21 protein-coding genes and 2 pseudogenes are annotated in these 22,122 nt (G+C 63.0%); 13 read left to right on the forward strand and 10 right to left on the reverse strand.

Annotation, left to right across the window (positions count from 1 at the left end):
- Positions 1–187 (forward strand): annotated as a pseudogene (locus F6S08_RS11840) (L-arabinose ABC transporter permease AraH); the annotation flags it as partial.
- A gap of 478 nt (positions 188–665) precedes the next feature.
- On the opposite strand, the gene F6S08_RS11845 reads toward F6S08_RS11840, so the two are convergent.
- Entirely contained in the window at positions 666–1,814 is a 1,149-nt protein-coding gene (locus tag F6S08_RS11845) for an aldose epimerase family protein (RefSeq protein ID WP_315871628.1), read from the reverse strand.
- Between the two features lie 136 nt (positions 1,815–1,950).
- On the opposite strand from F6S08_RS11845, the gene F6S08_RS11850 reads away from it, so the two are divergent.
- Positions 1,951–2,718, forward strand: a complete 768-nt coding sequence (locus F6S08_RS11850) for an SDR family NAD(P)-dependent oxidoreductase (protein ID WP_065947657.1) — start codon at positions 1,951–1,953, stop codon at positions 2,716–2,718.
- Positions 2,719–2,854: 136 nt separating this feature from the next.
- Here F6S08_RS11850 and F6S08_RS11855 read toward each other — a convergent pair whose 3' ends face one another.
- Both F6S08_RS11855 and mug read right to left on the reverse strand, forming a co-directional pair.
- Positions 2,855–3,451: a glutathione S-transferase family protein gene (locus tag F6S08_RS11855; protein ID WP_065923811.1), complete on the reverse strand. Its 597-nt coding sequence runs from the start codon at positions 3,449–3,451 to the stop codon at positions 2,855–2,857.
- Between the two features lie 37 nt (positions 3,452–3,488).
- Positions 3,489–4,001: a G/U mismatch-specific DNA glycosylase gene (gene mug / locus F6S08_RS11860; protein ID WP_315871629.1), complete on the reverse strand. Its 513-nt coding sequence runs from the start codon at positions 3,999–4,001 to the stop codon at positions 3,489–3,491.
- 79 nt (positions 4,002–4,080) lie between these two features.
- Between mug and yghU the strand changes: the two genes are divergently transcribed.
- Positions 4,081–4,917 carry a glutathione-dependent disulfide-bond oxidoreductase gene (yghU, locus tag F6S08_RS11865; protein ID WP_065923812.1) on the forward strand — a complete coding sequence of 279 codons (837 nt, stop codon included), beginning with the start codon at positions 4,081–4,083 and terminating at the stop codon, positions 4,915–4,917.
- A 47-nt stretch (positions 4,918–4,964) separates the two neighbouring features.
- Here yghU and F6S08_RS11870 read toward each other — a convergent pair whose 3' ends face one another.
- The 3 genes from F6S08_RS11870 to F6S08_RS11880 are packed head-to-tail and all read right to left on the reverse strand — an operon-like array spanning position 4,965 to position 7,706.
- On the reverse strand, positions 4,965–5,891 hold the full coding sequence (locus F6S08_RS11870; protein WP_315871630.1) for a sugar ABC transporter substrate-binding protein: 927 nt from the start codon (positions 5,889–5,891) through the stop codon (positions 4,965–4,967).
- Positions 5,892–5,910: 19 nt separating this feature from the next.
- The gene (locus tag F6S08_RS11875) at positions 5,911–6,690 is read right to left on the reverse strand and encodes a TIM barrel protein (protein WP_315871631.1); all 780 of its coding nucleotides are present in this window, start codon (positions 6,688–6,690) and stop codon (positions 5,911–5,913) included.
- Positions 6,690–7,706: a Gfo/Idh/MocA family oxidoreductase gene (locus F6S08_RS11880; RefSeq protein ID WP_065923814.1), complete on the reverse strand. Its 1,017-nt coding sequence runs from the start codon at positions 7,704–7,706 to the stop codon at positions 6,690–6,692. The genes F6S08_RS11875 and F6S08_RS11880 overlap by 1 nt, the downstream gene beginning before the upstream one ends.
- A gap of 185 nt (positions 7,707–7,891) precedes the next feature.
- Here F6S08_RS11880 and F6S08_RS11885 point away from each other — a divergent pair, with 185 nt between their 5' ends.
- Positions 7,892–9,865: a sigma-54 interaction domain-containing protein gene (locus F6S08_RS11885; RefSeq protein WP_074846079.1), complete on the forward strand. Its 1,974-nt coding sequence runs from the start codon at positions 7,892–7,894 to the stop codon at positions 9,863–9,865.
- Between the two features lie 295 nt (positions 9,866–10,160).
- Here the strand turns inward: F6S08_RS11885 and F6S08_RS11890 are convergent, their stop codons facing one another.
- Positions 10,161–10,457, reverse strand: coding sequence for a DUF6124 family protein (locus F6S08_RS11890; RefSeq protein WP_053128775.1), 297 nt, complete (start codon positions 10,455–10,457; stop codon positions 10,161–10,163).
- A gap of 401 nt (positions 10,458–10,858) precedes the next feature.
- Positions 10,859–11,908: a LacI family DNA-binding transcriptional regulator gene (locus F6S08_RS11895; protein ID WP_315871632.1), complete on the reverse strand. Its 1,050-nt coding sequence runs from the start codon at positions 11,906–11,908 to the stop codon at positions 10,859–10,861.
- Positions 11,909–12,070: 162 nt separating this feature from the next.
- On the opposite strand from F6S08_RS11895, the gene F6S08_RS11900 reads away from it, so the two are divergent.
- From F6S08_RS11900 to F6S08_RS11920, 5 genes are read left to right on the forward strand one after another with little or no spacing between them, the layout of a single operon-like run.
- Positions 12,071–13,165 (forward strand): fatty acid desaturase family protein, encoded by a 1,095-nt coding sequence (locus F6S08_RS11900; RefSeq protein WP_315871633.1) that lies wholly within the window; start codon positions 12,071–12,073, stop codon positions 13,163–13,165.
- Positions 13,166–13,193: 28 nt separating this feature from the next.
- Entirely contained in the window at positions 13,194–13,514 is a 321-nt protein-coding gene (locus tag F6S08_RS11905) for a MocE family 2Fe-2S type ferredoxin (RefSeq protein WP_027607575.1), read from the forward strand.
- Between the two features lie 2 nt (positions 13,515–13,516).
- Entirely contained in the window at positions 13,517–14,716 is a 1,200-nt protein-coding gene (locus F6S08_RS11910; protein ID WP_315871634.1) for an NAD(P)/FAD-dependent oxidoreductase, read from the forward strand.
- Position 14,717: 1 nt separating this feature from the next.
- Positions 14,718–15,536 carry a sugar phosphate isomerase/epimerase family protein gene (locus F6S08_RS11915; protein WP_074846098.1) on the forward strand — a complete coding sequence of 273 codons (819 nt, stop codon included), beginning with the start codon at positions 14,718–14,720 and terminating at the stop codon, positions 15,534–15,536.
- A 49-nt stretch (positions 15,537–15,585) separates the two neighbouring features.
- Positions 15,586–16,548 carry a Dyp-type peroxidase gene (locus F6S08_RS11920; RefSeq protein WP_065926238.1) on the forward strand — a complete coding sequence of 321 codons (963 nt, stop codon included), beginning with the start codon at positions 15,586–15,588 and terminating at the stop codon, positions 16,546–16,548.
- A 381-nt stretch (positions 16,549–16,929) separates the two neighbouring features.
- Here the strand turns inward: F6S08_RS11920 and F6S08_RS11925 are convergent, their stop codons facing one another.
- Positions 16,930–17,802, reverse strand: coding sequence for an undecaprenyl-diphosphate phosphatase (locus F6S08_RS11925; RefSeq protein WP_065926239.1), 873 nt, complete (start codon positions 17,800–17,802; stop codon positions 16,930–16,932).
- A gap of 177 nt (positions 17,803–17,979) precedes the next feature.
- Here F6S08_RS11925 and F6S08_RS11930 point away from each other — a divergent pair, with 177 nt between their 5' ends.
- Positions 17,980–18,486 carry a GNAT family N-acetyltransferase gene (locus tag F6S08_RS11930; RefSeq protein ID WP_315871635.1) on the forward strand — a complete coding sequence of 169 codons (507 nt, stop codon included), beginning with the start codon at positions 17,980–17,982 and terminating at the stop codon, positions 18,484–18,486.
- On the opposite strand, the gene F6S08_RS11935 is transcribed toward F6S08_RS11930, so the two are convergent.
- Positions 18,464–19,408, reverse strand: a complete 945-nt coding sequence (locus F6S08_RS11935; RefSeq protein WP_065926240.1) for a GlxA family transcriptional regulator — start codon at positions 19,406–19,408, stop codon at positions 18,464–18,466. The genes F6S08_RS11930 and F6S08_RS11935 overlap by 23 nt on opposite strands.
- Before the next feature lie 173 nt (positions 19,409–19,581).
- On the opposite strand from F6S08_RS11935, the pseudogene F6S08_RS11940 reads away from it, so the two are divergent.
- The 3 genes and pseudogenes from F6S08_RS11940 (at position 19,582) to F6S08_RS11950 (ending at position 22,086) form a co-directional block, all read left to right on the forward strand.
- Positions 19,582–20,209: pseudogene (locus tag F6S08_RS11940) on the forward strand (TetR/AcrR family transcriptional regulator).
- Complete coding sequence (locus tag F6S08_RS11945) at positions 20,206–20,883, forward strand: type 1 glutamine amidotransferase domain-containing protein (RefSeq protein ID WP_315871636.1); 678 nt, start codon at positions 20,206–20,208, stop codon at positions 20,881–20,883. Before F6S08_RS11940 ends, F6S08_RS11945 begins: the two are co-directional and overlap by 4 nt.
- 78 nt (positions 20,884–20,961) lie before the next feature.
- Positions 20,962–22,086, forward strand: a complete 1,125-nt coding sequence (locus F6S08_RS11950) for an alkene reductase (RefSeq protein ID WP_065926243.1) — start codon at positions 20,962–20,964, stop codon at positions 22,084–22,086.
- Positions 22,087–22,122: the final 36 nt, after the last annotated feature.

Genomic DNA, 22,122 nt, shown 5'->3' on the forward strand with positions numbered 1-22,122 from the left:
CGTGCTGGGCGGGGTGTCGCTGAGCGGCGGCATCGGCATGATCCGCCATGTGATTGCCGGGGTGTTGATTTTGGCGATCATCGAGAACGCGATGAACCTGAAGAACATCGACACCTTCTACCAGTATGTGATCCGCGGTTCGATCCTGCTGCTGGCGGTGGTCATCGACCGCATGAAACAACGCTGATTGTGTTAACCAAGCCCGTCGTAGTGAGCGGGCTTGCCCCGCGCTGGGGCGCGAAGCGGCCCCAACACAGTCACTGCATTCTTCCAGGCTGAACCGGGTGGCGGGTTTTAGGGCCGCTTCGCGCCCCAACGCGGGCAAGCCCGCTCACCACAGCGGTTCGATCCTGCTGCTGGCGGTGGTCATCGACCGCATGAAACAACGCTGATTGTGTTAACCAAGCCCGTCGTAGTGAGCGGGCTTGACCCGCGCTGGGGCGCGAAGCGGCCCCAACACAGTCACTGCATTCTTCCAGGCTGAACCGGGTGGCGGGTTTTAGGGCCGCTTCGCGCCCCAACGCGGGCAAGCCCGCTCACCACAGCGGTTCGATCCTGCTGCTGGCGGTGGTCATCGACCGCATGAAACAACGCTGATTGTGTTAACCAAGCCCGCTCACCACAAAAAAAGCCCGCTTCGTTAACCGAAGCGGGTTGCTGTCAGGTTAATCAGCGGAGAACTTGAAGACGGTGTTCTGGGTATACGTCTGCCCCGGATTCAAACGGGTCGAGGCAAACGTCGGCTGGTTAGGCGCATCCGGAAAGTGCTGGGTCTCCAAGGTGAAACCACTCCAGTGCAGGTAGGTCTTGCCACCTTTGCCCTTCACCGAACCATCCAGGAAGTTGCTGGTATAGAACTGCACGCCCGGTTCGCTGGTGTAGAGCTGCAAGCGCCGGCCTGACGCCGGGTCGTGCACCTCGGCGGCGAGTTGCTTGACGTCGCCCTTGGTGTCCAGCGCCCAGTTGAAGTCAAACCCGCCCTGTTTCGGCTCGGCAAATTTGAGCTGCGGGTGATCTTCCTTGATGTGCTGGCCGATCGGGGTAGGCTTGAGGAAGTCCATCGGCGTGCCCTTGACCGGTGCCAGTTCGCCGGTAGGAATCAAGGTGGCATTCACCGGGGTGTAATGGCTGGCATGCAATGTAGTGACGTGCTTGAGGATGTCGCCGTTACCCGCACCGGCCAGGTTGAAGTAGCTGTGGTTGGTGAGGTTGAGTACCGTCGGCTTGTCAGTGGTGGCCTTGTAGTCGATGTGCAGTTCGTTCCTGTCGTTGAGGCGATAGATGACTTCGGTTTTCAAATTACCGGGAAAGCCCATCTCGCCGTCCTTGGACAGGTAGCTCAGCTTCACGCCGACCGAATCCTTGTCCTTGACCGGCTCGGCCTTCCACACCTGCTTGTCGAAGCCCTGGGCGCCGCCATGCAGTGAGTTGGGGCCGTCGTTGAGCGGCACCTGGAAGCGCTTGCCGTCGAGTTCAAAGGCGCCGCCGGCCAGGCGATTGCCGAAGCGGCCGATGGTTGCGCCGAAAAACGCCGTACCGCTTTGATAGCCTTGCACGTCGTCAAAGCCCAGCACCACGTCGTCGACCTTGCCGTTTTTGTCCGGCACTTTCAGCGATTGCAACACGCCGCCGTAGGTGATCACCGTGGCTTGCATGCCGTGGCTGTTGCGCAGGATGTACTGTTCGACGGCGGTGCCGTCGTTGGTTTTACCGAAAGGTTTTTGCTCGCTGCTCAGGCCGGCCGCCTGGGCGCCGCCGCTGGCGATCATCATGGACAGCGCCAGGCCGGACAGCAGGTATCGAGGGTGCTTCATGGTCGAACTTCCTTTTGTTGTTTTGAGTGGAATAGTTCTACTAATAGCGATATTTTGTCGGTTGGACAGCGAATTTATAGCCTTTAAAGCCGATTTCGTAAAATAAAATAAGACTAATTGATCGAGGCATCCTTTTATGAGTACTGAACACGCCGTTTATCCCGACCTCAAGGGCAAGACCGTATTGATTTCCGGGGGCGCCTCGGGGATCGGCGAATTCATGGTGCGGGCCTTCGCCGCGCAGGGTGCCAGGGTCGGGTTTGTGGACCGCGCGCAAAGCCAGGGCGAACGCCTGGCGGCGCTGTTGAGTTCCCAGGGGCATGCTGTGGAGTTCGTGTGCTGCGACATCACCGATGAAATCGCCTACAAAGCGGCCATAGGGCGCTTCGAGCATTCCCTGGGGCCGATCAGCGTACTGGTGAACAACGCCGCCAATGACGTGCGCCACACCCTGGAAGAAGTCGATTCGGAAACCTTCGACAAGCTGATCTCAGTCAACCTCAAACACGCCTTCTTTGCCGCCAAGGCCGTGGTGCCGATGATGAAACACGCCGGCAGCGGCTCGATCATCAACCTCGGCTCCGTCGGCTGGATGATGGCCTCCGCCGGCTACCCGGTGTACGCCGCCAGCAAGGCCGCCGCCCACGGCATGACCCGCGCGCTGGCACGGGAGCTGGGGCCGAACCGTATCCGTGTGAACACGCTGGTGCCCGGTTGGGTGATGACCGAAAAACAGCTGTCCATGTGGGTGGATGACGCCGCCAAGGAACTGATCAGCCGCAGCCAGTGCCTGCCCGGCAGCGTACTGCCGGAACACATCGCCAATATGGCGCTGTTTCTTGCTTCCGATGCCTCGGCGATGTGTTCGGCGCAGAACTTTATTGTGGATGGCGGCTGGGTCTGAGCCTGACTCAATCCTTCATGCAACCCAGGCCAATGTGGGAGGGGGCTTGCCCCCGATAGCGGTGTGTCAGTCAGCAGATGTATTACTGAAAGACTGCTATCGGGTGTAGCCCCCTCCCACATTTGAACTGCGGTGCTTAGGCGATGGGGTAACGCTTGAACGCCGGATGCTGCTCCAGCCTTTCGGCATGCCGTTGCAGGTTGGGAAATGCATCCGCCTTGACCACCGATGCCACGGTGAACTGGCTGAACGACCACGCCACCGCCGCCGTAATCGACGCCAGGGTCAGTGCTTCGCTGTCGCCCAGCTGCTTCTCCAGCAATCCATAGGCCGCGAGCAATTGGCCGGTCACGCGCTCAAGCCACGGTGCATGCAGTTTCTCGGCCGGGCGCAGGTTGTGTTCATAGACGATCTGCACGCTCTTCTCACAGGCTGCCAGCGCCAGTCCCAGAACGTGCAAGTCCTTGGCAAGTGCCGCAGGATGCTGGGGCAAAAGCTTCCTGTCAGCCGGGGCCAGGGTTTCGAGGTACTCCAGGATCAGGCTGGAGTCCATCAATACCGTGCCGTCGTCCAGCACCAGGGTAGGGGCCTTGACCACCGGGTTGATCTGCGCAAATTCGTCGAAGGTGCGGAACACGGACAAGGGTTCATGCACGAAATCCACCCCGTACAGGTCCAGGGAAATGGCCACGCGGCGCACGTAGGGCGAGTCCAGCATGCCGATCAGTTTCATGAAGCCTCCATTGCTATCAGGGTGACGAGCCAAGAGATTAAGGGCACTCGGTCGCCCGGCGCAATTGTTGATACGCCTGCACCAACTGCTCCAGGCTGAACGCCAGGTTGCGTCCGCTGGGATTGGGCAGCCCCCACACTGACGCGCCGCCCAACACTTTTGGCTGCAAGCCCCAGGCGATCTCGCGTTGGCCGCTCAACGCGCTGTAGCCGGGCTTGCCCATGAACGCCACGAAGCGCGGCGCGCAGTGGCGGATCTTGTGTTCGAAGTTCGTCGCGGCCTGTGTGAACTCATGCCGTGCCAATTCGCCCGCGCTGGCCGTGGGACGATCCACCAACGTGGTCAGGCCGCAGTGGTAGTGCAGCAGCATACGCCCGTGTTCGGGGCGGATTTCATGGGGCGTGAAGCCGGCCAGGTGCAGGGTGCGCCAGAAGCGGTTGCTGCGGTTGGCGAAATGCAGGCCGAGGGCGGCGGAACCCTTGCCGGGGTTGATGCCGCAGAACACGACCTTCAGGTGATTGGCGAGGATATCTTCGAGTCTGTCGGCCATGTGGGGGTATCTGAATGTGAGCCAATCGGTAAGATGCGCTTTGAATTCATCCATCCCAAGCGCCTCAGGAGCAGTGAGCATGACCGATTCATCCAGCTATGTCCCACCCAAGGTCTGGACCTGGGACGCCGAAAGTGGCGGCACCTTCGCCAGCATCAACCGGCCCATCGCCGGCGCTACCCATGAAAAGCAATTGCCGGTCGGTAAGCATCCGCTGCAGCTGTATTCCCTGGCTACGCCCAACGGGCAGAAGGTCACCATCCTGCTCGAGGAACTGCTGGCCCTGGGGCACAGCGGCGCGGAATACGACGCCTGGCTGATCAAGATCGGCGACGGCGACCAGTTCGGCAGCGGCTTTGTCGGGGTCAACCCGAACTCGAAGATCCCGGCCTTGATGGACCACAGCGGCGCCCAGCCGATTCGCGTGTTCGAGTCCGGCGCGATCCTGCAGTACCTGGCCGAGAAGTTCGGCGCCTTTTTCCCCACCGAGCCTGGGGCCCGTGCGGAATGCCTGTCGTGGTTGTTCTGGCAGATGGGCAGCGCACCGTACCTGGGCGGCGGCTTCGGGCATTTCTATGCCTATGCGCCGAGCAAGATGGAATACCCGATCAACCGCTTTGCCATGGAAACCAAGCGCCAGCTGGATGTGCTGGACCAGCGCCTGGCCGTGAGCGAATACATCGCCGGGGATGAATACACCATCGCCGATATCGCCATCTGGCCGTGGTACGGCGGGTTGGTCAAAGGCCGCTTGTATGGGGCGGCGGAGTTTCTCTCGGTGCACGAGTACAAGCACGTACAGCGCTGGGCGGACGCGATTGAGGCGCGGCCGGCGGTGCAGCGTGGGCGGCGGGTGAATCGGGTGTCGGGCGAGGAACAGTTGCCCGAACGCCATGATGCAAGTGACCTGGACTGATTCGCTGATCGTTCCCACGCGCGTGGGAACGATCACTGATCTTCGATTTACTTGTAGCGCTGTTCGAACACCGCCACCTGTTCGGGCTTGATGAGCTCGAACGGCACCCACACCTCCGACTCGATCGGCTCGCCCTTGATCATCTTGATCGCCGACTGCACTGCCTGAGTGGCCTGGGCCTTGGGGTCCTGGAACACCGAGGCGGTGAGCATGCCACGTTTGATCGCCGCCAAACCGTCAGGTAAGCCGTCGATGCCGATAATCGCGATCTCGCCCTTGGCCTTGCCCGACTGTTGCAAGGCCATGGCCGCGCCAATCGCCATTTCATCGTTATTGGCCACAATCGCATCGAACTGCGTGCCGGCCAGCAGCCAGTTGCTGGTCAGGTCCATGCCCTTGTTGCGTTGCCACTCGGCGCTTTGCTGCTCCACCACCTTGATGCCGGGAAAGTCCTTGAGCACCTGCTTGACGCCTTCGGTACGGTCATGGGTGGCGTTCTGTGCGAGGTCGCCCATGATGATCGCCACATTGCCTTTGCCGCCGAGCTTTTCCGCGAGGTAGCGCATCTGCAATTGCCCGGCCTCGATATCGTTGGATGCCACGGTGACCACGCCCTTGGGCAAGGTGCGCTCATCCGGGTGGCGGTTGACGTACACCAGCGGCGTCTTGGCCGCCACGGCGGCGCGGGTCATGTTGGCGGTGGCGGCGGTGTCCACCGGCAGCACGATCACGGCGTCGACTTTCTGGTTGAGAAAACCTTCGACCTGGTTGAGCTGGCGCACCACGTCGCCCTGGGCGTCTTCGAACTGGATCTGCACGTCCTGTTGCTTGGCGGCATTTTCCAGGCCGGTGCGCACGTAGGTCATGAAGTTATCGTCGACCCGCGCGATGCTCACGCCGATGCGATACGCGGCGAAGGTCCATTGGCTGAACAGCAGTAAAAACGCAGCAACAAGCAATGAATAGCGATGCATGAGGGTGTTCCTTTTATTGTTATAGGGTGAACGCTTGACGGAAACGCTCCAGGGCCAACTCGCTGTCGCCGCTGGCCCAGCCTTCGAGGCCGACCACACCGGTGTAGCCCATGGCGTGCAGGGCCCTGGCGATGGCCGGGTAGTGGATTTCGCCGGTGCCAGGCTCCTTGCGTCCGGGCACGTCGGCCACCTGGATTTCACCGATGGCGCTGCCTGCGCGCTGGATCAGCTCGATCAGGTTTCCTTCGCCGATCTGCGCGTGGTACAGGTCCAGGTTCATCTTCAGGTGCGGGCTGCCCACGGCTTCGATCAGCGACAGGGTGTCGTCGGCGCGGGCGAACGGGGTGCCGGGGTGGTCGACCTCGGTGTTGAGGTTTTCCAGCAGGAACACGCGGCCGGCGTCTTCGCCCAGGCGCGCGATTTTTTCCAGCGCCTTGCACGCGCTCAGCCACATGCGTCCGGTGGTCTGGCCCACGGGCTGCACCGGCAGGCCGCCGTCACCCAGGCCGGTGCCGTGCAGGTTGAGGCTGGGGCAATTCAGGCGCTCGGCGACGCCGATGGATTCGCGCGCGCTGTCGAGCAGTTGGCGGATGCCGTCGGGGTCGGTGAGGGTGCCGCTGATATAGCCGGTCATCGAGGTGAAATCGGCGCCGGTGGCGGCCAGGGCGCTGATGTCTTTATTGGTCCAATTCCAGATCTCCGCGCTGAAACCCAGTGCATGGATGCGCTTCACGCGCTCGACGAAGGGCAGGTCGAGAAACACCATCTCGGCACTGATCGCCAGTTTGAACGGGCTCATCAGCGGGCTCCCTGCACGGCCACGGCCTTGCCGGTCTCGAACGACTCGATACAGGCGCGGGCAATCGCCAGGGCGGCGCGCGCGTCTTCGCCACTGGCCATGGGTTTGGCGCCGGTGCGCAGGCAGTCGACAAAGTGGTTGAGTTCGGCGATGTAGGCGTCGCGCAGCAGGTCGGTGTCCATGCGCTGGGTGTCGGCCTGGATGCCCTCGGCCAGGTAGCGCACCAGGTCGGAGTCGTTGAGGCTGCCCATGCTCAGCATGCCGGCGCTGCCGAACACTTCGCCGCGCACGTCGTAGCCGTACACCGCCTGGAAGTTGGCCTCGGCGGTGGCGATGGCGCCGTTGTCGAAGCGGATCGCGACCACGGCGGTGTCGAGGAAGCCTTTGCTTTTGTACTCCGGCGCGATCAATGCGTCGGCCATCACATACACCTGCACCGCTTCGGCACCGGGGTTGAGGTAGCGCAGGGTGTCGAAGTCGTGGATCAGGGTTTCCAGGAAGATCACCCATTGCGGCGAATTGGCCGGGTTGTTGAGTGCCGGGTCGCGGGTCAGCGAACGCAACAACTGCGGCGTGCCGATGCGGCCGGCCGCCACATCGAGGTGGGCCGTGCGGAAGCTCTTGGCGAAACGCCGATTGAAACCGACCTGCAGCGGCACGCGCGCATCGGCCGCGGCGGCAATGGCGCGGTCGGCTTCGTCGAGGGTGATGGCCATGGGTTTTTCGCAGAAGATCCCCTTGCCCGCGCGGGCGGCGCTGATCACCAGTTCGGCGTGGCTGCGGGCGGGGGCGGCGATGAGGACGCCGTCGATGTCCGGGTCGTCGAGCAGCTGTTGCGGGTCGGTGTAGACCTTGGCTACCCCCAGTTCGGCCGCCAGGCGTGCGGCTTGGCCGGGAGTGGGGTCGGCGATGGCGGCGAGGGTTGCGCCAGGGATGTGTCGCGCAGCGGTCAGGCCGTGGAAACTGCCCATGCGACCCGCGCCGATCAAGCCCAGGCGGATGTTCTGTGTACTCATGAAATAACCCCTTTTTATTGTTGGCCGCAGGACAGCCCTGACTGGCAAAGGGGCAGGAGCAAAGGTTATGCCAATTTATAACTGTCTGATAAATAAGGATTTATAAAATACAATAAACAGAAGGTGTTCATTCTGATGACATGCCTATACTGACATGTCAAAAACATGAACATGGATACCGCCCGATGAGCATGGCGTTCAGCGTACAAGACCTCGACTACCTGACGGCCCTGGGGCCTGCGGCGCTGAACGACGGCCCCGTGGCTGCGCTGGAACAGGCGTGGCGCGCGTGCCTGGCCGGGCAGGTGCAGCGCCCGGCCGAGGTGCGGCAGGTGATCTGGGATTCCTGGCGCCGCAGTGTCGAGGCGGGTATCGACCCGGATGACAGCCAGTACCGCTTTGTGGCGCCCCACGACCTTGCTGCCACCCTGGCCACCCACCGTGTCCTGATCGCCGCCGCTGCGCAGGTCATGCATGGTTTGCTGGCCTATAACCCGCGAGGGCATATCAACCTCACCGACGCCGAGGGCACCACCCTGTATTTCTGCGGGCTGGACATCACCCCCGTCGGCAGCCGCCTGCTCGAATCGGTCCAGGGCACCAACTGCACGGGCCTGGCCCTGGCCGAAGACCGCCTGGTGTACGTGCTGGCCGAGGAGAACTTCGGCAGCGGCCTGCGCCAACGCCGTATGCACTGCGCCGCCGCGCCGATCAGGAATGCCCAGGGCCAGACCCTGGCGATGCTGACCCTCACCGCCGAACCCGGCTGGTTTCACTTTCACACCCTCGGCACCGTGCAAGCGGCTGCCGAAGCGGTCTCCCGCCAGATGGACCTGCAAGCGCTGTTGGAAGAGCAGCAAACCGTGCTCGAAGTGCTTAACGAAGGCCTGGTGGTGCTCGATGAGCGCGGCTGCATCAAGGCGCTCAACCGTTATGCCCGGCAACTGTTCGGGGTGGGGCTGGAGCTGATCGGCAGCCCCTTCCAGCGCCTGGGCCGCAGTGAGCTGAGTGACGCCATGCTTCTACGCGGCGGCGAGCCGGTGCGTGACCTCGATTGCACGTTCCACCTGCACGACCGCAGCCAGCTAGCCTGCCTGGTCTCGGTGTGCCCGCTGGAGCAGGGCGGGGTGATCGTGTCCCTGCGCGAGAACCGCCGCATCCGTGAAATCACCCGGCGCATCATCAGCACCCAGGCGCGCTACACCTTCGACACCATCCAGGGCACGTCGCGGGCGATCCAGGACGCGCTGCACCTGGGACGCATCGCCAGTCGCAGTGAATCCACCACCCTGATCCTCGGCGAAAGCGGCACCGGCAAGGAGCTGTTCGCCCAGGCCATCCACAACGCCAGCGACCGCGCCAATGGCCCGTTCGTGGCGGTCAACTGCGGCGCGATCCCACGGGACCTGGTGCAGAGCGAGCTGTTCGGGCACGTCGAAGGCGCGTTTACCGGCTCGGCCCGGGGCGGGTCGGCGGGCAAGTTTGAACTGGCGGATGGCGGCACCATCTTTCTGGATGAGATCGGCGATATGTCCTTCGACGCTCAGGTCAGCCTGCTGCGGGTGTTGCAGGAAGGCGAGATCACCCGCGTCGGCGCGAAAAGCTCACGGCCAGTGGACGTACGCATCATCGCCGCCACCCACCGCAACCTCAGCCAGGCGGTGGCCGAAGGCGCGTTCCGTGAAGACCTCTACTACCGCCTCAACGTCCTGAACCTGACCGTACCGCCGCTGCGCATGCGCCGTGAAGACATCCCGTTGCTGGCGCGGCACTTCCTCACGCGCTGTGTTCGTTCGCTGCGTAAAGCGGTGCAGGGCTTTGCCCCGGATGCGCTGGAATTGCTCTCGGCCTACGCCTGGCCAGGCAATGTGCGCGAGTTGGAAAACAGCATCGAACGCGCCACCAACCTGGCGACGGGCGAACTGATCCAGGCCGCCGATCTACCCCTGGAAACCAGACCGCGCGCCACGCTGCGCCACCACGAACCTCAGCCCGCCCAGGACCTGAGCAGCCACGAAATGCACGCCATCGTCGCCGCCCTCAAAAGCACCGGCGGCAACATCCGCCTGGCCGCCCGGCAACTGAACGTATCGCGGGGTGGGCTGTACAACAAGATGAGTCGGTTCGGGCTGAATGCCGCAGATTTTCGCGGCGCGTAAGATCGAAATGTGGCTCAACGCTGAAAGCGCGGCGGATAGGGCTGTCGTGGTGAGCGGGCTTGTCCCGCGCTGGGCTGCGCAGCAGCCCCAAAACCAGCCTCTACAGAGTGTCTGATACACCGCGATCTTCTTGACTGGGGCTGCTACGCAGCCCAACGCGGGACAAGCCCGCTCGCCACAGGGAGATTTGTCAGGGTCTGAAAAGTTGTGTAGATACCCTTGCCCCGATAGCGGAGTGTCAGTTGACATCTACTTAACTGACCCACCGCCATCGGGAGCAAGCCCCCCCACATGTCTAACCGCGTTTCAGGCAGTTGATGGAGCGATCCACAGTGGTTTTGGCAATTTCCAGCAAATGCCACACCGCCAAGATCTTCGCCCGCTCCGGGCTTTCCAGTTGCTCCCCACAATCCAACGCAGTCGCCGACGCACTGTCGAGCAAACTGGCGGTGTAGAGCAGGGCATCTTCAAAGCTCAGGTCTTCGTTGACGGAGTGAAAGCCTTGGGTGGGGAGATAGTGATCGATGGCGCGGTTGAACGCGGCGCGGTCTTTGGCGGGATCGTGGGGTGGATCGGGTAGGACTTTGTTCATGGTGTAATTCCAACTGGTAGGTAAGGAACCGAACCTTTCGCGACTAAACGTCGGGTGGCGGCTGTACGCAGGTTAGTCGACCGGCCAGTTGAACCCGGCGCACCCGAAGGTGCCCTGCGCACAGCCACCATGAACATGGCGACAGCTTGCGCAAACTGGTAACGGGCGACTAAACCCGATCACTGATGAGCAGTGACGGACCGCAGACTAGCCACCGATTCCAGCAGGCACAAGGCGGCCAGGATTGTCTAGGAAACGTCCTGCAATTAAAAGGGACCGGCCTTGCTGGCCCTTTACAAACCATGACAAAACGCCACCTGCCCACCAATGGAACGCGGTCAATGTGGGAGGGGCGGTGCGACGATTCGACTTGCCCCCTCCCACCTTTTGATCTCCATGTATCAGGCACATATGTTCTCCGAGGTCACAATCTGCGGCGCGATATGCACCCGATGCCGCCCCGGATCAAACCCCTCGGCACTCTGCAATTCCACCAGCAACTGCACCAGCGCGTTCGCCGTCTGCCTGGGCTGTGAGTCCATCACCACATCGATCAACCCCTGGCTCAGTGCCTGGCGTGACAGCGCCGTGGACTCCTGCAAAATGCAGCACAACGCCGGGCGCTTGGGCAGTTGCGCGAGGGCGCTGATGATGCCGTCGCCGCCGCCGCCCACCACACACAAGCCGCGCAGGTCGGTGTGGCGGGTGAGCAGGTCGAGGGTGGCTTCTTCGGTGATGTCGCAGTTGTCCAGGTTGATCAGCGGCTCCAGCGGTTTGAGCCCCGGGGCGTGTTCGGCGAGGTAGCTGTGCAGGCCTTCGACCCGTGCCTGGTGACCGAGGAAGCGATGGCCGCCGAGCAGGATCCCCACGCTGCCTTTGCGTGCGCCGCAGGTGCGGGCGAGCAGCCAGCCCATGGTGCGCCCGACCACGTGGTTGTCCTGGCCCACATAGGGTTCAAGGGCTTGCTCATGAATATCCGAGAGCAGGGCCACCACCGGCACACCGGCCTCGCGGATCTGCGCCAGGCAGGCGTTGATCAGCGGGTGGGCGAAGCTGACCACCGCCAGGCCATCGCACTGCACGGCCAGTTGTTCGATCTGCGCGACGATGGCGCTGGGTGTGCGGTCGTTGATGTAGTCGAATTGGCAGGTCAGGTTGGCGGTGGCGTGATGCTGCGCCGCCTCGCTGATCGACTGCGCCAGGTGGGTATAGAACGCCTGGGCGGTGCCCAGCAGCAGGATGCCGAAGCGATAGGTGGGTCGGCGTTCGCGTATGCGTTGGCCGATCAGCCGCGCCGCAAAATAGCCCACCGCTTCGGCAGCCTGGAACACCTGCTCGGCCGTTTGCGGATTGACCGGCGCGCGCGCATTCAGCACGCGGTCGACGGTGGCCACGCTGAGGCCCGCATGGGCGGCGACGGTGGCGATGGTCGGGCGTTTATTGTTGTTCATGACAGCCCCCTTGAGCGTCTTGATAGAAAACTATCAAGCCCCGCTGGGCCTGGATGATAGCTTGATAGGGAATGGATTCAAGGCCTTGAGAGTGATTTAGCCGCGCTCTATCGTTGGTTTCGCAAAGCACCTGAAACCTCTCGCTTGCGGAGAACAATAACAATGCCTGAACACACCGCTCACACCGCTCGGCGCGACTACAGCCTCACCGGCCCCGAAGCCGCCCGCGCGGCGGAAAAAGGCCTGGTCTCGGCCAGTTGGTACCAATCGCCGATTTCCCGTAAACGCATGAAAGAACTGATGCAACGCCGCGACGCCCCGGCCTTGCGCGACACCGCTATGTGGGTGAGTGCGCTGTTCGCCACCGGTTTCGGCGGCTACTGGTTCTGGGGCACGTGGGCCTGCGTGCCGTTCTTCCTCGTCTATGGCGTGCTGTACGGCACCGCGTCCAACCCGCGCTGGCACGAAACCGGCCACGGCACCGCGTTCAAGACCCGCTGGATGAACGACGTGCTGTACCACGTCGCAAGCTTCATGTGCATCTTCGAACCCCACGTGTGGCGCTGGAGCCATGCCCGGCACCACACCGACACCATCGTCGTCGGCCGCGACCCGGAGATCGTCGAGCCACGCCCGCCGAGCCTGCCGATGATGTTTCTCAGCCTGTTCAACCTGCCCCTGGCCTGGAAGACCTTCAGCGGCGTGGCGCGCCATGCCATCGGCCAGATGAGTGCCCAGGAGGCGGACTTCATTCCCGAATCCGAGTGGCCGAAGGTGTTCCGTGCTGCGCGTATCTGGGTCGGCATTTATGCGCTGGTGATCGGCACCGCGTTGTACCTGCACAGCTGGCTGCCGCTGATGCTGGTCGGGCTGCCCAGTATCTACGGCGCCTGGCTCGGCTACGTGTTCGGCCTCACCCAGCATGTGGGCCTGGCCGAAGATGTGCTCGACCACCGCAGCAACTGCCGCACCATCTACATGAACCGCGTGCTGCGTTTTATCTACATGGACATGAACTACCACCTCGAACACCACATGTACCCGATGGTGCCGTACCACGCATTGGCGCAATTGCACGAAGAGATCCGCAGCGACTGCCCGCCGCCGTACGCCAACCTGTTCGAGGCGTACAGGGAGATCATCCCGACGATCTGGAAGCAGCGCAGCGATCCGACTTACTTCGTCCAGCGTCCCATCCGCCCCAGTGCTGAACCGGCCGCCAGGGCCCCGATGCATGCAGAAGCCACTGCCGGCTGAATCCCACCCAAGAACAAGAGAAAACGCCATGAACGATCAATGGATCGACGTCTGCGCCGTGGGCGAAATAGACGCGGAAGACGTGCTGCGCTTCGACCACGGGGCGCACACCTACGCGGTATTCCGCTCGGCGGACAATGAGTTTTTCGCCACCGCCGGCCTGTGTACCCACGAGAAAATCCACCTCGCCGACGGCTTGGTGATGGACCATGTGATCGAGTGCCCCAAGCACAACGGGCGCTTCGATTACCGCTCGGGCAAGGCCCTGGGCGCGCCGGTGTGCGTCAACCTCAAGACCTACCCGGTACGGGTCGAAGCGGGGCGGGTTTTGCTCGCCGTCACGGCTTGATGATGGACGCCGCCCTGATCATCGTCGGCGCCGGCCATGCCGGTGGCCGCGCGGCACTGACCCTGCGTGAAGAAGGCTACAGCGGGAGCCTGATCCTGATCGGCGACGAGCCGCACGTGCCCTACGAGCGGCCGCCCCTGTCCAAGGGCCTGTTGCAAGGCAACATGGACCTGGCCGGCTGCAGCCTGTGCGACAGCGCCCGGCTCGCCGAGTTGGGCATCGAACATATCGCCGGTAACCCGGTCAGCCAATTGGACCCGCCGCAACACCGCCTGCAATTGGCCGACGGCCAGTGGTTGAGCTACTCCGGGCTGTTGCTGGCCACTGGCGGCAGGGCGCGACGCTTGCCCCAGGCGCAGGCCAACGTGCTGTACCTGCGCACCCATGATGAAGCGCTGGCGCTGAAATCCGCGTTGCAGCCCGGAGCGCGGCTGGTGATTATCGGCGGCGGGTTTATCGGCCTGGAAGTCGCGGCGACCGCTCGTGGCCTGGGCTGTGAGGTGACGGTGCTCGAAGCCGGGCCGCGCTTGGCGGGCCGGGTGCTGGCGCCGGTCATCTCCGAAGCGCTGCTGCAGGTGCATCGGCAACAGGGTGTCGACGTGCGCTTGAATGTGGCGTTGGAGTCGATCCATGCAGAGGCGGTGCAACTGGTGGACGGGCAGTTACTGCCCTGCGACCTGGTGGTGGTCGGCATCGGCATGCAACCGAATATCGAGCTGGCCGTGGCGGCGGGGCTGGAGGTGGGGCAGGGCATTCGCGTCGACGCGCACCTGCGCACCAGCGCGCCGGACATCTACGCGGCAGGTGACGTGTGCGAGTTTCGCCTCGGCGGTGAGTACCAGCGCCAGGAAACCTGGCGCAATGCCGAGGCGCAAGGGCGGCATGCGGCGCTGAACATGCTCGGGCGTGATGAGCCGTTCGAAGCGCTGCCCGGCTTCTGGTCCGACCAGTACGACTGGGGCTTGCAGACCGTGGGCGTGATCACGCCGCTGACCGTCAGCCGTGCCTTGCCGGCCGCGGGCCTGTTGCTGTTCTACCTCGACGCCGAGCAACGTTTGCAAGGCGCCTGCGGCTGGGGCCCCGGCAATAGCGTGGCCAAGGACGTCAAGCTGTGCGAGCGGCTGATCAGCGCACGCATCGCCCTGAACGCGGCCAGCCTGGCCGACCCCGACGTGTCCCTCAAACACCTGCTGCGAGGCTGATATGCGCCAATTCCTGGTATTCCAATCCCTGTGGGCGATGCACACCGAGCCCGGCCCCATGGAGGTCCAACTCGACCGCATCAAGGCCGCCGGTTTCGACGGCATTACCGATCACTACTGGCAAGCCGCCGATGTCGCGCGCCTGCACGCCGCCGCCACGGCGCGGGGCCTGCAGATCGAAGGCCAGTTGTTCCCGCAAAGCGTCGACGACCTGGCGGCGGCACTGGACGTGATCAGCCGCCACGGCTGCCACCACCTCACCCTGCAAGCCGATGTGCGCCCGCGCACCCAAACCGAGGCCGCCCGTTTGATCGAAGGCTGGCAACGCCTGGCCGAGCAGGTGGACTTTCCGGTGCTGCTGGAAACCCACCGCTATCGCCTGACCAACGACCTGCTGTTCACCCTCGACCTGCTGGCGCAGATGCCCGATTTGAAGCTGCTGGCCGACCTGTCTCACTACGTGGTCGGCCGCGAGTTGCCCGAGCCCGGCGCCGCCGAAGACGATGAGCAGATCCGCACGATCCTGCGCCACAGCTGGGGCTTTCATGGCCGTGTGGCCAGCAGCGAACAGGTGCAGGTGTCGCTGGCGTTCCCCCAGCACCAGGCCTGGGTGCAGCGCTTTACCCAGTGGTGGCGCTACGGGATCGAGGACTGGCTGGCCCGCCCCGAGACCCCGCACAGCCTGTCCTTCACCTGCGAACTGGGCCCGCCGCCCTATGCCATCACCGGCGCCGATGGGCGTGAAATCAGTGACCGCTGGGCCGAGGCGTTGCAGCTCAAGGCCTTGATTCGCGACGTGTGGCAGGCGTGTCGGAAATGATCTGCTAACCTGCGCGGGTTCACTCCCGCCCTTAGCCTGGATTTGCCCCATGCCGACTTCCTCCGTTCAGCCGCCTCTTGAACCGCAGTCCGTCTGCCACCCGATCACCAGCAGCGCGATCTTTATGGTCGCCACCATCGCCCCCGGCAGTGAAGACAGCGTGCGCGCCTGGTGCGCAGACATCGCCGGGCTGGTGCGTTCGGTGGGCAAGCGCGTGCCGGCGGGCAACCTCACCTGCGTCTGCGGCTTTGGCTCGCAGGCCTGGGACCGCTTGTTCGGCGCACCGCGCCCGGCGGCGTTGCACCCGTTTCGGGAGTTCGGTGTAGAAGGGCGCATGGCGGTGTCGACGCCCGGCGACATCCTCCTGCATATCCGCGCCGAGCAGATGGACCTGTGCTTTGAACTCGCTACCCAGCTGATGACAGCGTTGGGCGATAGCGTGAAGGTGGTGGATGAAGTCCAGGGTTTCCGCTACTTCGACATGCGCAGCATCATTGGCTTTGTCGACGGCACCGAGAACCCGGTGGGGCGCAAGGCCGTGGGTTTCACTATCGTTGGCGACGAAGATCCCGGATTCGAAGGCGGCAGCTACGTGCTGGTGCAGAAATACCTGCACAACATGACCGCCTGGAACGGCCTGACGGTGGAAGCCCAGGAGAAGGTGATCGGGCGTACCAAACTGTCGGATATCGAGTTAGGCGAAGACGCCAAGCCGAGCAATGCCCATAGCGCCCTGACCGTGATCACCGACGAGAACGGCGAAGAAGTGAAAATCCTGCGCGACAACATGCCCTTCGGCCGCCCAGGGGCCGGGGAGTTCGGCACCTACTTCATCGGCTACGCACGCTCGCCGCAGCCGCTGGAGCAGATGCTGGAAAACATGTTCGTCGGCCGCCCGGCAGGCAACTACGACCGCTTGCTCGACTTCAGCACGGCGGTCACCGGCGGGTTGTTTTTCGTGCCATCGGCCGACCTGCTCGAAGCACTGGCGGAGCGTACGGGCGGGCTGTAAAGCAAAGCAGTTCAAATGGGGGGGCGTACACCAGCCCGACCATGCTCAGGAGCAACCACAGACGGTGGTGCGGCCTGAGGTGTAAGGCCGCCTGGCACGGTCAAAACTGTGGGAGGGGGCTTGCTCCCGATAGCATTGGGTCCGTTAAAGTTGCATCAACTGACACGCCCTCATCGGGGCATAGGTATCTACACAACTTCCAGTGAATACGGAATCTGTGGCAATTAGGCTTCTGTGGTGAGCGGGCGGTGCGACGATTCGACAAGCCCGCTCACCACAGAGTTATGTGTCAGCCTTTAAGAGTTGTGTAGATACCCATGCTTATCGGGGGCAAGCCCCCTCCCACATGAGATTGATGCCGGGTTGAGACGGGGTGTTATATCAACCCAGCAGCCCGGTACTGACGGCCACAATCAGGAACACCCCCAGCAGCGCGCGATAGATCACAAACGGCCAGGTGGAGAACCGTTCGAGGAACTTCATCAGGCCCCAGATCGCGAAGAACGCCGAGACGCTGGCCACCACCAGCCCGAACAGCAAATGCGGCCAGGCATGGGCGGGCATATCGGCATGCACCAGCACCCACAACTCCTTCAAGCCGGCGAGGGCGATGGCGGGCAGGCCCAGCAGGAAGGAAAAGCGCGCGGCTTCTTCGCGTTTGAAGTTGAGGAACAGGGCCGCGGTGAGGGTCGAGCCGGAACGCGATACGCCGGGAATCAACGCGCCGATCTGCGCGACCCCGACAATCAGCGCATCGCGCAGGCGCATCTGGCTGACCTCGCGGGTATGCCGGGCACGCAGCTCGGCCGCCGCCAGCAGCACCGCCATTACCACGCAGGAAATACCGATCACCCGCAGCCCGCGCAACGGCGAATTGCAGGCGTTCAGGGTCGACGACAAGGCCAGCCCGGCAATTCCGATCGGAATGGTCGCCAACACAATCGCCACGGCCAGCTTGAACCATGGATCGTTGTAGTCGCCCCGGCGCACCGCGTCGATGCTGCCCGTGGTCACTTGGCGCACATCGCGCCAGAAGTAACTGACCACCGCCGCCAGTGCCGCCAGCTGCATGGCTGCCGAAAACGCCGAACCGGGGTCTTGCCAGCCGAGCAGGGCGGGCACTACACGCATATGGGCGGTGGAGGAGACCGGCAACAATTCGGTAATGCCCTGGATCACGCCCAGGATAAAGATCTGCAGGTAATCCAGGGAGGCGAAGCCCACATCCAGGCCGGCGGTACAGACGTTGGTCAAAGTGCGTGTCCTTGAAAAAGTGGCGAGCCGGCGGAGTTTATTCGAAATGTTTCAGCGCTTCGGCAGGGCTCGTCGCTATTTGCAATCGGTTCAGCAAGTAGAAAGGTTCGCGGCGCTATTGGACTGCGCCGAGGTTTTGTGAACAATGGCGCCCTGCGTTTTTTGACCGAGAGCCCAATGCCTGAAACTACCGTGGAACTGATCCAGACCGGCCCTGAAGAATCCGAGTTGATCCGCAACCTCTACCAGTACTACGCCTATGAGTCGTCGGACTGGGAGCAGGAAGATGTCGAGGCGGACGGCCGTTTCTACATCCATGACGAACACCTGACGCGCTACTGGCAAGACCCGCAGTGGAGCGCCAACCTGTTGCTGGTGGACGGCTATATCGCCGGCTTTCTGCTGATCGAAGGCAGCGAGTTGCCGGGCATCGACGCCCTGGAACTGGCCGACCTGTTTATCCTCAAGCGCTATCGCCGCAAAGGCATCGGCCGCGCCATCGCCACTCAGGTGCTGTGCAGTGGCGAGGCGGATTGGCTGGTGCGGTTTTATGACCAGGACGAAGTGTCCCAGGCGTTCTGGCGTACGGTGCTGGATAACCTGCCGCGCCCGGTGCAGGCCCTTGAACTGGCGGATGATCCGCAGTTGATGAGTTACCTGGTTACGCGGGCGGTGTTGCATTAAAGGTGTGCTGCATCGCCTGGGGCGGCTGCCCGAACGCCCTTAAAAACGCCTGGCGCATGCGCTCGCGATCACCGAAGCCGGTTTCGCGGGCCACCACTTCCACCGGATGACGGCTGGTTTCCATCATCGCCCGTGCGGCTTCAACCCGCAGGGATTCGATGGCCTTGGCTGGCGTCTGCCCGGTTTCTTCGCGAAATACCCGGCTGAACTGGCGCGGGCTCAGCCGGGCCACCTCGGCCAGGGCGTCCACCGACAGGTCGTGGGTGAGGTTTTCGCGGGCGTAGGCCAGGGCCAGTTGCACACGGTCGGACTTGGGGTCCAGCTCCAACAGTGCAGACAACTGCGATTGCTCGCTGCCCCGGCGCTGGGCGATCACCAGCTTGCGCGCAATGCGCCGGGCGAGGTCGCTGCCCAGGTCGTTCTCCACCATGGCCAGCGCCATGTCCACCCCGGCACTCATGCCGGCGCCGGTCCATACCTGGCCGTCGACGATAAACAGCTTGTCTTCTTCCAGGCGGATGTCCGGATAGCGCTTGCGAAAGGCCGGCGCGTGGATCCAGTGGGTGGTGGTGCGCTTGCCGTCGAGCAAGCCGGCCTCGGCCAGCACGAAGATGCCCATGCACAGCGACGCGACACGCCGCGATTGAGCCGAGGCGGCCTTGACCAGTTCCAGCAGGTTGGCCTCGGGCAGGCGAAACTCCAGGTAACCGCTGACGATCAGCGTGTCATAGCCTTGGGGCCGCAGGGGCGAGGTGTTCACCGAGAAGCCCTGGGACGTCATCACCGCGCCGCCGCTTTCCGACACCAGGTGAAACTCATAGGCGGGCTCACCGCGCAGCAGGTTCGCGCACTCGAACACCGAGCCCAGGCTGAGGCTCAGGGATTGGAAGTTCGGGTAAACCATCAGCGCAACGCTGTGCATCGCATGTCTCCAGGGGCGTGGGAGGGTGGATTGTCGGCGGCTGCCGGGAAAACGGCAACCGACTTCGGGTCATGTCCGGAATCCTTGCGCATATGACATTGTGAGGGGTTGGCGCGGCCCCTAACATTCCCTCAACGAACTAGACGACTGGTCTAATCGGGACGGAGTGAAGCATGAGCAGCGAAACTAAAAGTGCACGGCAGACCATTCTCGACACGGCGCAGTTGATTGTTGGCCGTAAAGGATTCTCTGCGGTGGGCTTGAACGAAATACTTCAAGCCGCCCAGGTGCCTAAAGGTTCGTTCTATCACTACTTCAACTCCAAGGATGGCTTCGGTGTCGTGTTGCTCGACACCTACTTCGACAACTACGTGCATGGCATGCAGCAACTGTTCGACCAACCCGGTTTATCCCAGCACGCCAAGTTGATGCGTTATTGGCAGGCCTGGATCGACAACCAGACCGGCTGCACCGATGCGGGCAAATGCCTTGCCGTCAAACTGGGTGCGGAGGTGTCAGACCTTTCAGAGCCCATGCGCCTGGCGCTGGAACGTGGCACGTCGCGCACCATCGATCTACTCGCCATCGCCATACAGCGTGGCCTTGAGGACGGTTCCCTGGACGTCGACCAAGCCCCTGCAAGCCTGGCCCGGCGCCTGTACGCGCTGTGGCTGGGGACCAGCGTGATGAGCAAGATCACCCGTACATCCGCGCCTTTCGAGGAGGCGTTGCTGCTGACCCGACAGCTGTTGGGTTGCCCTGGACACACAGACATTCACTGATCGAGGCACTGGAAAATGAAAGTATTAATGGTACTGACCTCTCACGACCAGCTTGGCGACACCGGCCGCAAGACCGGCTTCTGGCTCGAAGAATTTGCCGCACCCTATTACGTGTTCAAGGACGCCGGCGCCGAACTGGTGCTGGCGTCCCCGGCCGGTGGCCAGCCGCCCCTGGACCCGGTGAGTGACTCGCCCGACGCGCAAACCGAGCAGACTCGCCGCTTTGCCGCCGACCCTGCCGCGCAACAGGCCCTGGCCAGCACGGTCAAGCTGGACACGGTCAACGCTGACGACTTCGACACCGTGTTCTACCCAGGCGGCCACGGCCCGCTGTGGGACCTGGCAGAGTCACCGGTGTCCATCGCCCTGATCGAGTCCTTCGAGCGTGCCGGCAAGCCCATCGGCTTTGTCTGCCACGCACCGGGCGCCTTGCGCCACGTCAAGGCGGTCAATGGCGAGCCGCTGGTCACGGGCCGTCGCGTCACCGGCTTCTCCAACTCGGAAGAAGCGGCGGTGGGCCTGACCGAGGTGGTGCCGTTCCTGATTGAAGATGATTTCAAGGCACTGGGCGGCAACTATCAGAAGGGCGCCGACTGGCAATCCTTCGTGCTCGAAGATGGTTTGCTGATCACTGGGCAGAACCCTGCCAGTTCCAGTGACGTGGCCAAGGCGCTGCTCAAACTCACCGCGTAAGTTAATTAACCCTTCCATTCATTGGCGACTTGCAACAGTCGCCAATGCGTTTGCTCGTCTCGAATTTGGAATACCCCAATGACTAACAGCATCTTAAGTACCCCGGTCAAACTGGGTCATCACACCTTGAACAACCGTATCGTGCTGCCACCGTTGACACGCCAGCGCAGCGCCCAGCCCGGCGATATCGCCACCGACCTGATGGCCGAGTATTACCGCCAGCGCGCTACGGCCGGTTTCATGGTCAGCGAAGGTACGCAGATCGAACCCCGTGGCCAGGGTTATGCCTGGACGCCGGGCATCTACACCCCGGCGCAGATCGACGGCTGGCGCAAGGTCACCGACGCGGTGCATGCCGAAGGCGGGGTGATCTTTGCCCAGCTGTGGCATGTGGGCCGTGTGTCCCATAACGCCTTGCAGCCTGACGGCGCCGCACCGGTGGCACCGTCGGCGATTCAAGCCCAGCAAGCCAAGGCCTTTATCGAGACCGGGCCTGGCACGGGTGAATTGAAGCAACCGCCGGTGCCTCGCGCCTTGAGCGTGCTCGAGATTGAAGAATTGGTCGGGCACTACGCCCAGGCCGCACGCAATGCCCTGGACGCCGGGTTTGACGGCGTGGAAATTCATTCGGCCAACGGTTACCTGGTCAACCAGTTCATCTCAGCCCATTCCAACCAGCGCGACGATGAATACGGCGGCTCGCTGCACAACCGCCTGCGCTTTTTGCGCGAGATCGTCGAAGCCGTCAGCAAGGTGGTCGGGCCGGAGCGCCTGGGCGTGCGGTTTTCGCCGTTGTTCAGCGGCACCGACCAGGACCGTGTGTACATCGGCCTGGTGGAAGAAGACCCGCATCACACCTACATCGAAGCGATCAAGGTGCTGGAACAGTCGGGCATCGCCTACGTGTCCATCGCCGAAGCGGACTGGGACAACGCCCCCGTGCTGCCCGACAGCTTCCGTGAAGCCGTGCGCAGCACCTTCAGCGGTCGCATTATCTACGCCGGTCGCTACACCGCTGAACGCGGCGCGAAACTGGTGGACGCCGGTCTGGCGGATTTGATTGCGTTCGGACGGCCGTTCATTGCCAACCCGGACCTGCCGCAACGGCTATTCAAGGGCTGGCCGTTGAACCCGCTGCGGGAGGAGGGGATGTATGGTGGGGGTGAGGTTGGCTACATCGACTACCCCACCTATTCCGAGTAAGAACGCGGTCAATGTGGGAGGGGGCTTGCCCTGATG

Source organism: Pseudomonas sp. JV449 (assembly GCF_032424295.1).
GTDB lineage: Bacteria > Pseudomonadota > Gammaproteobacteria > Pseudomonadales > Pseudomonadaceae > Aquipseudomonas > Aquipseudomonas marginalis.

What these genes read in the sequence shown, in the direction of transcription:
- F6S08_RS11845 (WP_315871628.1), bottom strand. Translation starts at nt 1,814, where the DNA reads ATGAAGCACCCTCGATACCTGCTGTCCGGCCTGGCGCTGTCCATGATG.
- F6S08_RS11850 (WP_065947657.1), top strand. Translation starts at nt 1,951, where the DNA reads ATGAGTACTGAACACGCCGTTTATCCCGACCTCAAGGGCAAGACCGTA.
- F6S08_RS11855 (WP_065923811.1), bottom strand. Translation starts at nt 3,451, where the DNA reads ATGAAACTGATCGGCATGCTGGACTCGCCCTACGTGCGCCGCGTGGCC.
- mug (WP_315871629.1), bottom strand. Translation starts at nt 4,001, where the DNA reads ATGGCCGACAGACTCGAAGATATCCTCGCCAATCACCTGAAGGTCGTG.
- yghU (WP_065923812.1), top strand. Translation starts at nt 4,081, where the DNA reads ATGACCGATTCATCCAGCTATGTCCCACCCAAGGTCTGGACCTGGGAC.
- F6S08_RS11870 (WP_315871630.1), bottom strand. Translation starts at nt 5,891, where the DNA reads ATGCATCGCTATTCATTGCTTGTTGCTGCGTTTTTACTGCTGTTCAGC.
- F6S08_RS11875 (WP_315871631.1), bottom strand. Translation starts at nt 6,690, where the DNA reads ATGAGCCCGTTCAAACTGGCGATCAGTGCCGAGATGGTGTTTCTCGAC.
- F6S08_RS11880 (WP_065923814.1), bottom strand. Translation starts at nt 7,706, where the DNA reads ATGAGTACACAGAACATCCGCCTGGGCTTGATCGGCGCGGGTCGCATG.
- F6S08_RS11885 (WP_074846079.1), top strand. Translation starts at nt 7,892, where the DNA reads ATGAGCATGGCGTTCAGCGTACAAGACCTCGACTACCTGACGGCCCTG.
- F6S08_RS11890 (WP_053128775.1), bottom strand. Translation starts at nt 10,457, where the DNA reads ATGAACAAAGTCCTACCCGATCCACCCCACGATCCCGCCAAAGACCGC.
- F6S08_RS11895 (WP_315871632.1), bottom strand. Translation starts at nt 11,908, where the DNA reads ATGAACAACAATAAACGCCCGACCATCGCCACCGTCGCCGCCCATGCG.
- F6S08_RS11900 (WP_315871633.1), top strand. Translation starts at nt 12,071, where the DNA reads ATGCCTGAACACACCGCTCACACCGCTCGGCGCGACTACAGCCTCACC.
- F6S08_RS11905 (WP_027607575.1), top strand. Translation starts at nt 13,194, where the DNA reads ATGAACGATCAATGGATCGACGTCTGCGCCGTGGGCGAAATAGACGCG.
- F6S08_RS11910 (WP_315871634.1), top strand. Translation starts at nt 13,517, where the DNA reads ATGGACGCCGCCCTGATCATCGTCGGCGCCGGCCATGCCGGTGGCCGC.
- F6S08_RS11915 (WP_074846098.1), top strand. Translation starts at nt 14,718, where the DNA reads ATGCGCCAATTCCTGGTATTCCAATCCCTGTGGGCGATGCACACCGAG.
- F6S08_RS11920 (WP_065926238.1), top strand. Translation starts at nt 15,586, where the DNA reads ATGCCGACTTCCTCCGTTCAGCCGCCTCTTGAACCGCAGTCCGTCTGC.
- F6S08_RS11930 (WP_315871635.1), top strand. Translation starts at nt 17,980, where the DNA reads ATGCCTGAAACTACCGTGGAACTGATCCAGACCGGCCCTGAAGAATCC.
- F6S08_RS11935 (WP_065926240.1), bottom strand. Translation starts at nt 19,408, where the DNA reads ATGCACAGCGTTGCGCTGATGGTTTACCCGAACTTCCAATCCCTGAGC.
- F6S08_RS11945 (WP_315871636.1), top strand. Translation starts at nt 20,206, where the DNA reads ATGAAAGTATTAATGGTACTGACCTCTCACGACCAGCTTGGCGACACC.
- F6S08_RS11950 (WP_065926243.1), top strand. Translation starts at nt 20,962, where the DNA reads ATGACTAACAGCATCTTAAGTACCCCGGTCAAACTGGGTCATCACACC.